Source organism: Musicola keenii (genome assembly GCF_014855505.1).
Classification (GTDB): domain Bacteria; phylum Pseudomonadota; class Gammaproteobacteria; order Enterobacterales; family Enterobacteriaceae; genus Musicola; species Musicola paradisiaca.
In genome coordinates, this window is the sequence record NZ_JAAWVW010000007.1 from 60,758 (window position 1) to 75,985 (window position 15,228).

Consider the following 15,228-nt stretch of genomic DNA (forward strand, 5'->3'; position numbering starts at 1 on the left):
ATTTCCCCGCCTTTTTTGTTTTCATCATTTGGTGTTATCAGTCTTGATCTGTGTGCAGCGTTTCCCGGTGATGCAGCGCATCCAGCAGTTTGTTGTGGATATTACCGAAACCCCCATTACTCATCACCAGAATGTGATCCCCCGGTTGCGCGGTTTTGACAATCATATCAACCAGCGTATCGACATCTGCGCTCCAATGTGCTGGCTGAACGCAGGCGTCAGCCACTTCAGCGACCTGCCAGGGAATGTGCTGCGGCTGGAACAGGAATACGCCATCAGCACGGCCCAGAGCGGGTGCTAACTCGTTTTTGCAGTGTCCCATTTTCATGGTGTTGGAGCGAGGTTCCAGCACCGCCAGGATCCGCGCGGTGCCGCCAACTTTGCTACGTAATGCGGCCAGTGTGGCAAGAATGGCAGTTGGGTGATGGGCGAAGTCGTCGTAAACAGAAACGCCATCCGCCGTGCCGCGCAGTTCCAAGCGACGGTGTGCGTTAATGAACTCCCCCAGCGCTCGACAAGCGTCTCCCGGCATCACACCAACGTGCCGGGCCGCGGCAATCGCCATCAGGCCGTTGTGCATATTGTGTTCGCCGACCAGTTTCCACGACACTTCACCAACCAGTTCATTGTTCAGATAGACCTGAAATACGCTGGCATCGGAGGCGACTTTCTTCGCATTCCAGATTCCTTCTTCTCCAACCAGCTCTTGCTCGCTCCAGCATCCCATCGTCATGACCTGCTTGAGGTGCAAATCATTGGCGGGAATGATAATGCGGCCGCTGCCGGGTACCAGCCTGACCAAATGATGGAACTGTTTCTGAATGGCTTTGAGATCGTCAAAGATGTCGGCGTGGTCGAATTCCAGATTGTTCAGTATCAGTGTTCGAGGGCTGTAGTGAACGAATTTGGAACGCTTATCGAAGAAGGCGCAGTCGTACTCATCGGCTTCCACCACAAAGAACGGGCTTTGGCCCAGTCTGGCGGAGACGGTGAAGTTCCCAGGGACGCCGCCGATGACGAAGCCCGGTTGATAGCCGCAGGCTTCCAGAATCCAAGTCACCATACCGGCCGTGGTGGTTTTGCCGTGAGTACCGGCGACGGCGATAACCCAGCGGTTGCGCAGTACATGGTCATGCAACCATTGCGGGCCGGATACGTAGGCAATATTACGTTCCAGTACCGCTTCGACGCAGGGGTTGCCACGGGTCATGGCATTACCGACGATCACCAGATCCGGAGCGGGGTCGAGCTGTGCCGGGTCATATCCCTGAATCAGGGTGATACCCTGCTCCTCCAGTAAGGTACTCATGGGGGGATAGACATTGGCATCTGAACCGGTCACCTCATGTCCGAGAGAGCGGGCCAGCAACGCGAGCCCGCCCATAAAGGTGCCACAGATTCCTAAAATATGAATACGCATACATTTTCCATCTATATTCAGTAAGTCTGTCGTCCATTTTAGCGCCGGACATTCACGATACGAAATGGATTTGACTAGGTGCCGGCTTCCCTTTGGGCTACACTGCAGGCGCAAACGTTGGCGGTATAAAACTGAAACCGCTTTTCATCCGTAGATTCTGGAATAGTGTTATGAAAACGTTAGGCGAATTCATCGTCGAAAAACAGCACGATTTCTCTCACGCCACCGGTGAACTCACCGCGTTGCTATCGGCCATCAAGCTGGGGGCCAAGATTATCCACCGTGATATCAACAAAGCTGGCCTGGTGGATATTCTCGGTACCAGCGGCGTGTCCAATGTTCAGGGCGAAGTGCAGATGAAGCTCGATCTGTACGCTAACGAAAAGTTGAAAGCCGCTCTGAAAGCACGTGGAGAAGTAGCGGGCATTGCTTCCGAAGAAGAAGACAATATTGTCATCTTTGAAGGTGAAAGTGCTGAAAACGCGAAATATGTCGTGTTGATGGACCCACTGGACGGTTCTTCAAATATCGACGTAAACGTTTCTGTCGGGACGATTTTCTCCATTTATCGCCGTATCACCCCACTGGGTATGCCTGTGACTGAAGCCGATTTCCTGCAACCTGGTCACAAACAGGTGGCGGCTGGCTACATCGTATACGGGTCGTCCACCATGCTGGTTTACACCACGGGTCATGGCGTTCATGCGTTTACGTATGATCCTTCCCTAGGGGTATTTTGCCTGTCGCACGAAAAAGTGCGTTTCCCGGAAAAAGGCAACATGTATTCCATCAACGAAGGCAACTACATCAAGTTTCCTTTGGGGGTGAAAAAGTACATCAAATACTGTCAGGAACAGGATGAAGCGACACAACGTCCTTATACCACACGCTACATTGGTTCTCTGGTTGCCGATTTCCATCGTAACCTGCTGAAAGGCGGTATTTATCTTTATCCGAGCACGGCGAGTTATCCGGAAGGCAAACTGCGTCTGCTGTACGAGTGCAACCCGATGGCGTTTTTGGCCGAACAGGCAGGCGGTAAAGCCAGCGACGGCAAAAACCGTATTCTGGACATTATTCCGCAGAAACTGCACCAGCGTGCGCCGTTTTTTGTCGGCACTCAATCGATGGTGGAAGATCTGGAAGGTTTCCTGCGCGATTACCCGGACGCATAATCATTCAGTGTGATCATCACTTGTTTTTCAGGCTCGCAATGCGAGCCTGATGTATTTATACCGAACGGGAATGCAGTTGCGCAGGGTGCAAGTCAGCTCTGTTGTTCAAACCAGCTTTCCAGAATGATAACGGCGGAAGCCGCATCGACGCTGCCTTTATCCAGCGCGCGAAAACCACCGCGTTCAAACAGGTCGGCACGCGCCTCGACGGTACTCAAACGTTCATCATGTAATTGAATCGCTACGCCGAACCTGCCGTGGAGGCGTTGGGCGAATTTGCGCGCCCTGGCCGTAATGGGTTGTTCGGTGCCGTCCATATTCAGCGGCAGACCAACGATGACCAGATCCGGTTGCCACTCGTTAAGCAATGCTCCGATTTTCTGCCAGTCGGGAGTGCCGTCCTGCGCCTTGAGGGAAAGCAGCGGGCGAGCCGTGCCGGTAATCTCTTGTCCAATGGCGACACCGATACTGCGGGTGCCGAAATCGAAGGCCATCACGGTTCGGTTGCTCATCAGGCGTGCCCCGCTTCAGACGGGATTGTGTGAATATCCACCCCCAGCTTTTTGGCGGCGGCGCGCCAACGCTCGGCAATCGGAGTACAAAACAGGATTTGGCTATCTGCCGGTGCGGTCAGCCAGGCGTTTTCCAGCAATTCATTCTCCAACTGACCGCTTTCCCAGGCAGAATACCCCAACGTGACCAGGGTATTTTGTGGCTGATCCGGCGTGCCAAGCGTTTCCAGTACGTCTTTGGAGGTGGTGATCATGGTTTCATCGGAAATGGAAATGCTGGATGCAAAACCTTCGCACGGTGTGTGCAGAATAAAACCGCGATCGTCCGCCAGCGGGCCGCCCATAAAAACGGGTTTGTCGAGACGGATGGCGGGATCGCGTGGTGTTGGTTCGATCTTCAGTTTTTTCAGGATCGTCTCGACAGTGAATTGTTCCATGGGTTTATTGATGACCAGCCCCATGGCGCCGTCTTCGTTATGTTCGCAGATATAGATAACCGTCCGTTTGAATACCGGATCCTGTAGCCCTGGCATCGCGATAAGAAAATGGTGCTGTAAATTCATCGTCGTCGTTTGTCGTATCTCTGTCGTCATTGATGGGCCGGCTCGTCAGGGGCGGCGAGCACGGCAGACTGGGCCGCAGGTCTGGCCTGATTAACGTTGTGCCAGATAACGTTCAATCGCATCCATCAGCATGCCGGTGATGGATACGTCCGGATAGGCGGCTTCGATTTCCCGCACGCAGGTCGGGCTGGTAACGTTGATTTCTGTCAAACGATCGCCGATGACATCCAACCCCACGAAAATCAATCCCTTCTGCTTTAAAACGGGGGCAACGGCACGAGCGATCCGCCAATCGCTTTCGCTCAGTGGCCGCGCCTCGCCGCGTCCTCCAGCCGCCAGGTTGCCCCGGGTTTCTCCGCTTTTGGGGATGCGCGCCAGGCAATAGGGAACCGGTTCGCCGTCCACCACCAACACGCGCTTATCACCGTCCTTGATGGCAGGCAAATAGTTCTGCGCCATACAGTAACGGCCGCCGTGTTCGGTCAGGGTTTCGATGATGACGGAGACATTGGCGTCATCCGGTTTCAGTCGGAATATGGAGGCTCCCCCCATACCGTCCAGCGGTTTAAGGATCACATCGCTATGTTGTTGGTGAAACGCACGCAGTCTGTCGGCATTGCGGGTCACTAGGGTGTCGGGCGTCAGTTCCGGGAACCAGGCGGTGAACAGTTTCTCATTACAATCACGCAGGCTTTGCGGCTTGTTGACGATCAACGTGCCTTTTTCTTCGGCCCGTTCCAGAATGTAGGTCGCATACACGAACTCGGTATCAAACGGCGGATCTTTACGCATCAGGATCGCATCCAGTTCATGCAGAGCGATATCCTGCGTATCTTCGAACTGATACCAGTCGTTGTAATCATACCGAACGCTCAGTGTCCGGACTGTCGCTCTGGCCTCGCCTGCGTGCAGATACAGATCGCCCATCTCCATGTAATACAGCTCCCAGCCTCGCCGCTGTGCTTCCAGCAGCATTGCGAAACTGGTGTCTTTCTTGATATTGATGGCGGCGATAGGGTCCATCACGATACCGAGTTTGATCATTTTTATCTCCTTTACCCCAGGTCGCCGAATCTTACCTGTAGCGCAGTGATTGCGGTGAGCGCGGTAGTTTCTGTACGCAAAACGCGAGGGCCGAGCAGGATATCGGTAAAACCCTGTGCTGCAGTCATCGCAATTTCACCCGAAGAGAGTCCGCCTTCCGGGCCGATCAGCAAGCGAATGCGGGAGATCGGCAGGGAAAGGGTGTTGATGCTTTGCGTCGCCCGCGGATGCAGGTTCAGTTTTAACCCATTGTCTGATTCCGCGCACCAGCTTTCCAGCGTCATGGCGGGGCGGATTTCCGGAATGCGGTTCCTGCCGCACTGTTCGCAAGCGGAAATGGCGATGTTTTGCCATTGGGCGATTTTTTTGTCCAGGCGCTCACCGTCCAGTTTGACGCCGCAGCGTTCTGAAAACAGCGGCGTAATGACGTTGACGCCCAGTTCGATGGATTTTTGAATGGTGAATTCCATTTTTTCCCCCCGGGACATCACTTGCCCGAGGTGAAGATGCAAAGGCGACTCGCAATCTTCTACACGGCCGGCGGCGTAGCGCACGCACACACTTTTTTTCCCCGTTTGCAGAATTTCGGCGTCAAATACCTGATTACTGCCGTCAAACAGCTGCAACGCTTGTCCGGTCGTCATGCGCAGCACGCGGCCGACATGATTGGCGGCGTCTTCGCTCAGGTCGGTCTCTCCGCCGTGCAGAGCAAGCAGCTCCGGATGAAAAATGCGCGGTATTCGCATGGGTAGTCTGGCCCTGGCCTTTATTGTCAGTGTGGAACGGGCAGATAACGCCCTGATGATATCGACGCCGCCGGCAAGCGGCGGCGACAGTCCGCTATAGTAGGTAGCTGCGCTACGGCTGGCAAGCCTGTTGGACGTAAGGATTGTGATTGCCTTGTACCTCGGCGATGCGGCGTTCGCGAGTGCATTCCCACGGCGTTACCGGATATCGTTTATTCCAGGCGTCGAAGAGCTGTGTCTGCTGACGGGACAGGTTCAGGTTATACCTATCGCGCATATAGAAATAGGTACGGGCAATGGCGCCGCGGGCGCGTTCGGGTGGTTCGGCCTGCTGATTCTGGAAGTCGACCTTCATCTCGCACTGTCCATACTGGCGTTCGTCGCCATTCCACTGGCCATACATGAAATTGCCGCGATCGCCGTTCACTTCGCCAATCGCCGGTTGCAGGTTATGCAGATCCACTTCGATTTGACGATAGACATCATCCCGGGTGCAATTTTTGCGTCCGCCGTCCTGCCAGCACTGGCGCTGGTGGCCGAACTGCCAGGCGGGCACCACATGTTCCCATTCGATGCGGCTGGCCCGATTGGCGTCCTTCCTAACCTGATAGCCGCAGGAAGCCAGATCCGGCGTACCTTTCTTGCCTTGCCAGGTGATTTTGCACCCGCAATAAAACGTACCCGGCGCGTCCCGATGTATTTGGGCCGCTGCGGCCTTAGCCTGGGTAAAATTATTGATGCCTTGCGCGGCAACCGTCAGGGTAGCCAGACCGACGCTCAGCGTTAGCGTTATCGCGATTTTGCGAAGCATATTCCAGAATGAACCTTGGTTAGCAAAAGCAGGCAGCGTACCTGAAGTACGACATGCAGGCAAATTCAACAAATACGGGATTAAACGCTTAAATTTTGTTTTAAACAGAAGATGTTATGACGACATGTAACAAGGTGCCGCAGTGGCGGCAGCGGTATTCCGCTTCGCCGCGCATTACGCGGTTATGACGACGCAGCGTGAGGTCATGCAGGCGGCAGGCGCACCGGTATGGAAAGGTTTTTCCCTGAACTGATGCGGTCTCGAAACGGTGGGTGCGTCTGGCCGGAACCTGTAGCACCTTTTCCATCATCCAGCGCCATTCGCGGCCGTGAGGGGCTGTCTGGCCGAAACGGGCGTGTACCAGCAGATGAGCCAGTTCATGCGGAACCACTTCATCAATGAATGCCTGCTGGTTTTCCTGTAACAGCACCGGATTGATCCGTATCTCCCAGTTTTTCAGCCAGGCGCTGCCGGCGGTAGCGCCCCGTTGCCGATAGCTGACGGAGGGTTCCGGGTAGTCGCTGCCGAGGGCTGTATTGGCTTGCCGGAGTTTATCCCGCAAGCAGCGCATTACGGCCTGATGTAGGGCAATGGGAAGTCTTGAGGTATTCATGTCGGCAGCTTACGGAGGTCTCTGTCTGGATGCAATCGCACGGGAGAAACCATGCCATTGTTCTTATGACGCGGTTACGTCGGAGAAATCGTGTCTTCAATATTGTCCAGCCGGACGAGGAGAGCGGATATCGTTGAATATAAAAAACAAAACGGCGAAGCATGGCATCGCCGTTTTTATCTTGAGCGCGTGAAACCGTTATTTCAGGCCGGCAGCATCGCGCAGTAACTCGGCTTTGTCGGTTTTTTCCCACGGGAAATGTTCACGGCCGAAATGGCCGTAAGCCGCGGTTTGCTGATAGATCGGGTGCAGTAGATCCAGCATCTGGATCAGGCCATAAGGACGCAGGTCGAAGAATTGGCGCACCAATGCTTCCAGACGGTCGCTGGCGATTTTCTCGGTACCGAAGGTTTCCACCATGATGGAAGTCGGTTCCGCCACACCGATGGCGTAGGAGACCTGAATTTCGCAACGATCGGCCAGGCCGGCAGCCACAATGTTTTTCGCCACGTAGCGAGCGGCATAAGCAGCGGAACGGTCGACCTTGGACGGGTCTTTACCGGAGAATGCGCCGCCGCCATGACGCGCTGCGCCGCCGTAGGTATCAACAATGATTTTACGACCGGTCAGGCCACAATCGCCCATGGGGCCGCCGATAACAAAACGGCCGGTTGGGTTGATGAAGTATTTGGTGTGGGCGGAGAGCCATTCGGCAGGCAACACCGGCTTGATGATCTCTTCCATGACCGCTTCATGCAGGTCTTTCTGCTGGATGTCTTCCGCATGCTGGGTAGACAGAACAACGGCGTCGATACCGACAATTTTGTTGTTGTCGTAAGCAAATGTGATCTGACTTTTGGCGTCCGGACGCAGCCATGGCAGCGTACCGTTCTTGCGCACTTCGGACTGGCGTTGAACCAGGCGGTGGGCGTAGGTGATCGGCGCAGGCATCAGCACTTCGGTTTCATTGGTCGCGTAGCCGAACATCAGGCCCTGATCGCCAGCGCCCTGTTCCAATGGGTTACTGCGGTCAACGCCCTGATTGATATCCGGAGACTGTTTGCCGATGGCGCTCAGAACGGCGCAGGAGTTGGCATCGAATCCCATATCGGAATGGATATAACCAATGTCACGTACCGTCCGGCGGGTAATTTCCTCAATGTCTACCCAAGCGCTGGTCGTAATCTCGCCACCTACTAATACCATGCCGGTTTTTACATAGGTTTCACAGGCGACACGGGCCTTGGGATCCTGCTCAAGAATGGCGTCAAGAACAGCGTCAGAGATCTGATCGGCAATTTTATCGGGATGCCCTTCAGAGACGGACTCGGACGTAAAAAGGTGTTTAGCCATGAGTTTTTTACCTTATAAACTTAAAGCCGTTAAGCAGTTTATCAGTCAATCAGTATGGATGGATTAACATCTGGATGGCTATTTTAGGTCAGGTTTTGCACCTATTGCCAGTGGTTTTTATGGCGGCCGGGCCATCAGTGAAGACCATCGGCATTTACGATGGAAATAAGCACGTTTTTTACTATTTTCATTTTGCTTTTCGGGGGCGGTGTCGGTATAAACGGCGAGCGGTTTTGTTGTCCGTAATCTGATAACCATCGATTGTTTCCGTGATAGCCTGACCGCATGATCTGCGGCGAGCGTGGAGGTGATAGGATTAATGATCCATTGTGTGCTGAGTGACTGGCGTTCGCCGCGCGTATCCTTTGATTTTACGGCGTTTTTGTCCCCGTCTTCCCTTCTGCCGTTTGCCCGAAGTTGCCTGTCCCGCAGCGCAACGCAGGACTCCCGAGCTGGTTAACCTACCTGCCCCGAAAAGATGAACGTAACCCGTTCTTCTGAAAATAGTTATCCCGTTATTTTCACTGGCCCGAACTTCGGAGTTCGATATCGTGCTTTACACTAATAAGAGTCATAAAACGACGGCATACTGCATGTTGCAAACAGTGTTGTTGGCAGCAGGCCATATTGTGCTGCCGTTTTTTCCGGCGAGCGCCGCTGCCGGCATCTATAACCAAGTAGGAATTAAGGGATCGCCATGTCTGACGATATGATCCACTGCTCGTCGATGGCGGGTAAATACGATACTTCTCGCTCCATGCAGGAGGTAGCTATGAATGACCGTGACGCCAGCGAAATGCTTCGTACTTACAATATTGCCTGGTGGGGCAATAACTATTACGACGTCAACGAGTTGGGACACATCAGCGTTTGTCCTGATCCGGATGTGCCGGAAGCGCGGGTCGATTTGGCTGAGCTGGTCAAAGAACGGCAACAGGATAATCAGCGTCTGCCCGCTCTGTTCTGTTTTCCGCAGATCCTTCAGCACCGGCTGCGCTCCATTAATGCGGCGTTCCGTCGCGCTCGCGAGTCTTTCGGTTACGAAGGCGGCTATTTTCTGGTGTACCCCATCAAGGTTAATCAGCATCGTCGGGTTATCGAAGCGCTGGTCAATTCCGGTGAGCCGTTAGGGCTGGAAGCGGGTTCCAAAGCTGAGCTGATGGCAGTGCTTGCTCATGCGGGCATGACCCGCACCGTGATCGTCTGCAACGGTTACAAGGATCGTGAATACATCCGGCTGGCGCTGATTGGTGAAAAAATCGGGCACAAGGTTTATCTGGTTATCGAGAAGATGACCGAAATCAAGTTGGTGCTGGAAGAAGCCGAGCGGCTGAATGTCGTGCCTCGTCTGGGGGTGCGCGCCCGTCTGGCGTCGCAGGGCTCCGGCAAATGGCAGTCCAGCGGCGGCGAAAAATCCAAGTTCGGTCTGGCAGCGGCGCAGGTGTTGCATTTAGTGGAACTGCTGCGTCAGGCCAACCGCCTCGACAGCCTGCAACTGCTGCACTTCCATCTGGGCTCTCAGTTGGCGAATATCCGCGATATCGCGACCGGTGTGCGTGAGTCGGCCCGGTTCTACGTGGAGCTGCATAAACTGGGCGTGAACATCCAGTGTTTCGACGTCGGCGGTGGTCTGGGCGTGGATTATGAAGGTACGCGCTCGCAATCCGATTGCTCCGTCAACTACGGCCTGAATGAATACGCCAATAACGTGATTTGGGGGATTGGCGAAGCTTGTAATGAATATGACCTGCCGCATCCGACCGTGATTACCGAATCCGGACGGGCGGTCACGGCTCATCATACTGTGCTGGTTTCCAACATCATCGGCGTGGAACGTAATGAATTCAGCGAACCGGAAGCGCCGTCGGAAGACGCGCCGCGTGCGCTGGAAAGCCTGTGGGGTACCTGGCAGGAGGTCAACCAGCCCGGCAATCGTCGTTCGCTGCGCGAGTGGCTGCATGACAGCCAGATGGATTTGTACGATATCCATATGCAATATACGCACGGCATGCTGGATCTGACCCAGCGCGCGCAGGCCGAGCAGCTCTATCTGAATATCTGCCAGCGTCTGCAGCAGCAGTTGGATCCGAGCAATCGCGCGCACCGTCCGATTATCGATGAACTGCAGGAACGCATGGCGGACAAACTGTACGTCAACTTCTCGCTGTTCCAGTCGATGCCGGATGCCTGGGGGATAGATCAACTGTTCCCGGTACTGCCGCTGGAGGGTCTGGATAAGCCGCCGCAGCGTCGTGCTGTGCTGTTGGATATTACCTGCGATTCCGACGGCGCCATTGATCACTACGTGGATGGCGACGGCGTCGCCACGACCATGCCGATGCCGCCGTATGACCCGGAGAACCCGCCGTTGCTGGGATTTTTCATGGTCGGCGCCTATCAGGAAATTCTTGGCAATATGCATAACCTGTTTGGCGATACCTCGACCGTGGATGTTTTCGTCTTTCAGGACGGATCCGTCGAGCTGGAAGAGTCTGACGAAGGCAATACCGTGGCGGATATGCTGGAATACGTACAATTGGATCCCGAAGTGCTCATGTCCCGTTTCCGTGATCAAGTGAAGGAAACGGATCTGGCGCCGGAGCTGCAGGCCCAGTTCCTGGAAGAGTTCGAAACCGGTCTGTACGGATATACTTATCTGGAAGACGAATAATTCATGAGAGGAACGTTGGGCACACTCTGTGTGTCCAACGTTTTTGTTTATAATTATCGTTTTTCTTCCAGGCTATCATCGCCAGGGGCTGTGTTTTCCAGCAATATTCACAGAAAGATGAATGCAATGCGCCCGCTGTTTTAATGTGCATCGAGTCTATTATTCATCTTCTGATGTCATGGAAGACCTGTGTGATGGGGCGACTAAGTGTCCCGCAATTCGAATTATTTAGGGTCTATACCCGTCATTATTCAAGTTGCCGATGCATTGACGGCGTTTGCTCACCTGGATGACTTACTGGAGTAAGCTCATCGCGATGCGTATACCTGCCGCCTTCCTGCAACGCGAATTATTGAGGGTATGTATCAGTTCACAGGGTGTTATGGGCCGCAATGGTGGTCATAGGAATAATTCATGGTTGATTTGAATCGTCAGCGACTTTTTTTTACCAGTTGTTTTTCATATGCCCTGACCGGGGCGCTGGTTATTGTAACCGGCATGGTGATGGGGGATATCGCCCAGTATTTTAATGTGCCTATCACCAGCATGAGTAATACGTTTACTTTTCTGAACGCCGGTATTCTGATTTCCATTTTCCTGAACGTGTGGCTAATGGAAGTTTTCTCCCTGAAGAAACAGCTTATTTTCGGTTTTATTCTCATCCTGTTATCAATTGTCGGTTTATTTCTGGCGGATACGCTGACTATTTTCTCTGTATGCATGTTTACGCTGGGCGTGGTCAGCGGCATTACCATGTCGATCGGTACGTTCCTGATTACTCAATTGTATGAAGGCCGGCAGCGTGGCGCGCGTCTGTTGTTTACCGATTCATTCTTCAGTATGGCCGGCACTCTGTTTCCGATTCTGGCCGCGGCTTTGTTATCTCGTCATTTCGGTTGGTACTGGGTTTATGCCTGTATCGGGCTGCTGTATGTAGTGATTCTGGTGCTGACGCTGCCGTCCGAGTTTCCGTCCATTGGTGCGGCCGACAGCGCCCGTAAAGAGACCCAAACGGCGCAGGAGAAATGGGGCGCCAACGTGCTGGTGCTGTCTATCGCCGCGCTCTGCTACATTCTCGGCCAATTGGCGTTTATCCAATGGGTGCCGGAATATGTGACCAAAACGTTCGGTATGAGTCTCGGTGATGCGGGCGGCTTGGTGGGCAGTTTCTGGACGGCTTATATGATCGGCATGTGGGTGTTCAGTTATGTGCTCAAATTCTTTGATCTGCAACGTGTTGTGACGGTATTGGCGTTGCTGGCGACGGCGTCGATGTACCTGTTTGTTTCCAGCGGCAATCCGGAACTGTTGAAATATTTCATTCTTTTCCTCGGGTTCATTTCCAGTGCCATCTACACCACGTTGATTACTCTGGGATCGCAGCAGACCCGAATGCCTTCGCCGAAGCTGGTGAACTTCATCCTGACCTGCGGCACCGTTGGCACGATGCTGACGTTTATCGTGACCGGGCCTATCGTGAGCGCGTTTAATGTCCATGCCGCGCTGGTGACGGCCAATGGTCTCTATTTTGTTGTTTTCGTTATGTGTTTCTTGCTCGGTTTTGTAACTAAACATCGTAATCACGACCATACCGGTCACGGGCACGCATAACGCCGTCGATGAGTGATGCCGAGCGGTGCGGGTTCACTCTTGCTGGCCGTAAACAGTAGGCGAAGTCCTGTATTGTTGCGGGACTTCGCATAACGCCTTTCGTTTCAGACCCCATCTCCGTCGGCACTATTGCCGCAGCTGAAGAGATCACGGCAGCGCATGCCCGGTTTTGCCGTGCAAACATAACGAGTAAATCGACGCGAATATCCGATATGCGGGTATGTCGGGCGTTGTTTGCCCACATGGCAAGTTGATCGCCTGAATGGGAACGGTGTTGAGTCTGGCCGCGTCAGCCAAGGTGGGGGTTCGCTTTCTAGAGATCGCGCCCGTGCGGCTGCATGACAGGTTCTGCTTTAACGAATAACCGCTCCCTTTTCTGTTCAGGGAGACGCCGGGAGAGCCGTGAAATAATAGAAAAATCTGGTATTGCGTGTGTGCTCACAGGTCAGCCAGCGAATCCTGCTTTTCTGCCCGTTGTTCCATGTGCAATCAGACGGGTTTTCATGTACATTTGTGCGTATCCTTTCTTTGTCTTTTCGATATAACGTATTGATTAATATGTCTTATGTTCGTCAAGGCAATTGTTCAATCCGATCTGGAGTCAAACATGTCCTCTCGTAAAGAACTTGCCAATGCCATCCGCGCGTTAAGTATGGATGGTGTGCAGAAGGCCAAATCTGGTCATCCGGGCGCACCGATGGGTATGGCCGATATCGCCGAGGTTTTGTGGCGTGATTACCTCAACCATAACCCGGGCAATCCGAGCTGGGTCAACCGCGACCGCTTTGTACTGTCCAATGGTCACGCCTCCATGCTGATCTACAGTCTGTTGCATTTGACGGGGTATGATCTGCCGATTGAAGAGCTGAAAAATTTCCGTCAACTCCATTCCAAAACGCCGGGACACCCGGAAGTGGGTTATACGCCGGGCGTAGAAACCACCACCGGGCCGTTGGGGCAGGGGATCGCCAACGCGGTCGGTATGGCTATCGCCGAACGCACGCTGGCCGCGCAGTTTAACCGTCCGGGCCATGACATCGTCGATCACCATACCTATGCCTTTCTGGGCGATGGCTGCATGATGGAAGGGATCTCCCATGAAGTGTGTTCGCTGGCCGGCACGCTGAAATTGGGCAAACTGATCGCGTTCTACGATGACAACGGTATTTCCATTGATGGTCATGTTGACGGCTGGTTCACTGATGATACCGCCGCTCGCTTCGAATCCTATGGTTGGCAGGTTATTCGCGGCATTGACGGCCACGATGCCGACGCTATTCATCAGGCTATTGCACAGGCTCAGCGCGTGACGGATAAACCGTCCCTGCTGATGTGCAAAACCGTTATCGGTTTTGGTTCTCCGAACAAAGCCGGTACTCATGACTCGCACGGCGCGCCGCTGGGTGATGCCGAAGTGGCCGCCACCCGCGAACAGCTGGGTTGGAAATACGGTCCGTTTGAAATCCCGGCGGAAATCTATGCCGCGTGGGATGCCCGCGAAACCGGTAAGAACAAAGAGGCCGCCTGGCAGCAGGCATTCAACGCTTACGCCAGCGCCTACCCGGAATTGGCGGCGGAGTTTACTCGTCGCAGTAGCGGTGAACTGCCCGCCAACTGGCAGCAGGAATCCACGAAGGTGATTGAACAGCTGCAGGCCAATGCCGCCAAGATCGCCAGTCGTAAAGCTTCTCAGAACGCGCTGGAAGCCTATGGCAAATTGCTGCCGGAATTCCTGGGCGGCTCTGCCGATCTGGCGCCCAGCAACCTGACTATCTGGTCTGGCTCCAAAGCGCTGAATGAAGACCCAGCGGGCAACTATATCCACTACGGCGTGCGTGAGTTCGGCATGACCGCGATTGCCAACGGTATCGCGTTGCACGGCGGTTTTGTACCTTATACCGCGACCTTCCTGATGTTCGTGGAATATGCCCGCAACGCTGTGCGTATGGCGGCGCTGATGAAGGTTCGCAGCATTTATGTCTACACCCATGACTCTATCGGGCTGGGCGAAGACGGCCCGACCCATCAGCCGGTTGAACAGTTGGCCAGCCTGCGTGTTACGCCGAACATGAGTACCTGGCGTCCGGCGGATCAGGTAGAAACCGCGGTGGCTTGGAAGTATGCCATCGAGCGTAAAGACGGCCCGACGGCGCTGATTCTGTCTCGTCAGAATCTGGCTCAACAGGAGCGTACCGCTCAGCAACTGGCGGATGTCGTAAAAGGCGCGTACGTGCTGAAAGACAGCAACGGTCAACCCGACGTGATCCTGATCGCGACGGGTTCCGAAGTTGAACTGGCGGTTTCCGCCTGGCAGAAACTGACGGACGAAGGTATCAAGGCTCGCGTGGTTTCCATGCCGTCCACCGATGCTTTCGATAAGCAGACTTCCGCTTACCGCGAAGCGGTATTGCCGTCTTCGGTAAGTGCCCGTGTGGCGATCGAAGCCAGCATTGCTGATTTCTGGTACAAGTATGTCGGTTTGAACGGTGCCATCGTTGGCATGGAACGCTTCGGCGAATCCGCACCTGCGGAGAAACTGTTCGAAGAATTTGGCTTTACCACCGATAACGTGGTCGCTAAAGCGAAAGCGTTGTTGAAATAAGTGCATCAGCGCTGAGATTGCCAAAGGCCGGGAGTATCCCGGCCTTTTTTGATCTGCACCGAGATAGGGCAGCAAAGCGTGCGGTAATTTTTTGATGTGAGTCACTG

Annotated in this window: 12 protein-coding genes; 4 read left to right on the plus strand and 8 right to left on the minus strand. The window is 54.1% G+C overall.

Annotated features, from left to right (window positions below):
• Positions 1-37 precede the first annotated feature (37 nt).
• The gene (gene mpl, locus HEP82_RS09450) at positions 38-1,420 is read right to left on the minus strand and encodes a UDP-N-acetylmuramate:L-alanyl-gamma-D-glutamyl-meso-diaminopimelate ligase (protein ID WP_192457845.1); all 1,383 of its coding nucleotides are present in this window, start codon (positions 1,418-1,420) and stop codon (positions 38-40) included.
• A gap of 170 nt (positions 1,421-1,590) precedes the next feature.
• Here mpl and fbp point away from each other — a divergent pair, with 170 nt between their 5' ends.
• Positions 1,591-2,595, plus strand: coding sequence for a class 1 fructose-bisphosphatase (gene fbp / locus HEP82_RS09455; protein ID WP_012764172.1), 1,005 nt, complete (start codon positions 1,591-1,593; stop codon positions 2,593-2,595).
• Positions 2,596-2,687: 92 nt separating this feature from the next.
• Here the strand turns inward: fbp and ruvX are convergent, their stop codons facing one another.
• The 7 genes from ruvX to metK all read right to left on the minus strand — a co-directional run bounded on the left by ruvX (position 2,688) and on the right by metK (position 8,237).
• Positions 2,688-3,107, minus strand: a complete 420-nt coding sequence (gene ruvX, locus HEP82_RS09460; RefSeq protein WP_192457846.1) for a Holliday junction resolvase RuvX — start codon at positions 3,105-3,107, stop codon at positions 2,688-2,690.
• The gene (locus HEP82_RS09465) at positions 3,107-3,670 is read right to left on the minus strand and encodes a YqgE/AlgH family protein (RefSeq protein ID WP_023638126.1); all 564 of its coding nucleotides are present in this window, start codon (positions 3,668-3,670) and stop codon (positions 3,107-3,109) included. The genes ruvX and HEP82_RS09465 overlap by 1 nt, the downstream gene beginning before the upstream one ends.
• Positions 3,671-3,760: 90 nt before the next feature.
• The gene (gene gshB, locus HEP82_RS09470; protein WP_192457847.1) at positions 3,761-4,714 is read right to left on the minus strand and encodes a glutathione synthase; all 954 of its coding nucleotides are present in this window, start codon (positions 4,712-4,714) and stop codon (positions 3,761-3,763) included.
• A gap of 11 nt (positions 4,715-4,725) precedes the next feature.
• A complete protein-coding gene (rsmE, locus tag HEP82_RS09475; RefSeq protein WP_192457848.1) occupies positions 4,726-5,460 on the minus strand; it encodes a 16S rRNA (uracil(1498)-N(3))-methyltransferase in 735 nt (244 codons plus the stop codon).
• A 112-nt stretch (positions 5,461-5,572) separates the two neighbouring features.
• On the minus strand, positions 5,573-6,271 hold the full coding sequence (gene endA / locus HEP82_RS09480; protein ID WP_192457849.1) for a deoxyribonuclease I: 699 nt from the start codon (positions 6,269-6,271) through the stop codon (positions 5,573-5,575).
• 100 nt (positions 6,272-6,371) lie between these two features.
• Entirely contained in the window at positions 6,372-6,884 is a 513-nt protein-coding gene (locus tag HEP82_RS09485) for a SprT family zinc-dependent metalloprotease (RefSeq protein WP_192457850.1), read from the minus strand.
• A gap of 198 nt (positions 6,885-7,082) precedes the next feature.
• The gene (gene metK, locus HEP82_RS09490) at positions 7,083-8,237 is read right to left on the minus strand and encodes a methionine adenosyltransferase (RefSeq protein WP_192457851.1); all 1,155 of its coding nucleotides are present in this window, start codon (positions 8,235-8,237) and stop codon (positions 7,083-7,085) included.
• 697 nt (positions 8,238-8,934) lie between these two features.
• Between metK and speA the strand changes: the two genes are divergently transcribed.
• The 3 genes from speA (at position 8,935) to tkt (ending at position 15,121) form a co-directional block, all read left to right on the plus strand.
• Complete coding sequence (gene speA, locus HEP82_RS09495) at positions 8,935-10,908, plus strand: biosynthetic arginine decarboxylase (protein WP_012764180.1); 1,974 nt, start codon at positions 8,935-8,937, stop codon at positions 10,906-10,908.
• A 414-nt stretch (positions 10,909-11,322) separates the two neighbouring features.
• Positions 11,323-12,519 (plus strand): MFS transporter TsgA, encoded by a 1,197-nt coding sequence (gene tsgA, locus HEP82_RS09500; protein WP_192457852.1) that lies wholly within the window; start codon positions 11,323-11,325, stop codon positions 12,517-12,519.
• Positions 12,520-13,126: 607 nt separating this feature from the next.
• Positions 13,127-15,121, plus strand: coding sequence for a transketolase (tkt, locus tag HEP82_RS09505; RefSeq protein ID WP_192457853.1), 1,995 nt, complete (start codon positions 13,127-13,129; stop codon positions 15,119-15,121).
• Positions 15,122-15,228: the final 107 nt, after the last annotated feature.

What these genes read in the sequence shown, in the direction of transcription:
- mpl (WP_192457845.1), bottom strand. Translation starts at nt 1,420, where the DNA reads ATGCGTATTCATATTTTAGGAATCTGTGGCACCTTTATGGGCGGGCTC.
- fbp (WP_012764172.1), top strand. Translation starts at nt 1,591, where the DNA reads ATGAAAACGTTAGGCGAATTCATCGTCGAAAAACAGCACGATTTCTCT.
- ruvX (WP_192457846.1), bottom strand. Translation starts at nt 3,107, where the DNA reads ATGAGCAACCGAACCGTGATGGCCTTCGATTTCGGCACCCGCAGTATC.
- HEP82_RS09465 (WP_023638126.1), bottom strand. Translation starts at nt 3,670, where the DNA reads ATGAATTTACAGCACCATTTTCTTATCGCGATGCCAGGGCTACAGGAT.
- gshB (WP_192457847.1), bottom strand. Translation starts at nt 4,714, where the DNA reads ATGATCAAACTCGGTATCGTGATGGACCCTATCGCCGCCATCAATATC.
- rsmE (WP_192457848.1), bottom strand. Translation starts at nt 5,460, where the DNA reads ATGCGAATACCGCGCATTTTTCATCCGGAGCTGCTTGCTCTGCACGGC.
- endA (WP_192457849.1), bottom strand. Translation starts at nt 6,271, where the DNA reads ATGCTTCGCAAAATCGCGATAACGCTAACGCTGAGCGTCGGTCTGGCT.
- HEP82_RS09485 (WP_192457850.1), bottom strand. Translation starts at nt 6,884, where the DNA reads ATGAATACCTCAAGACTTCCCATTGCCCTACATCAGGCCGTAATGCGC.
- metK (WP_192457851.1), bottom strand. Translation starts at nt 8,237, where the DNA reads ATGGCTAAACACCTTTTTACGTCCGAGTCCGTCTCTGAAGGGCATCCC.
- speA (WP_012764180.1), top strand. Translation starts at nt 8,935, where the DNA reads ATGTCTGACGATATGATCCACTGCTCGTCGATGGCGGGTAAATACGAT.
- tsgA (WP_192457852.1), top strand. Translation starts at nt 11,323, where the DNA reads ATGGTTGATTTGAATCGTCAGCGACTTTTTTTTACCAGTTGTTTTTCA.
- tkt (WP_192457853.1), top strand. Translation starts at nt 13,127, where the DNA reads ATGTCCTCTCGTAAAGAACTTGCCAATGCCATCCGCGCGTTAAGTATG.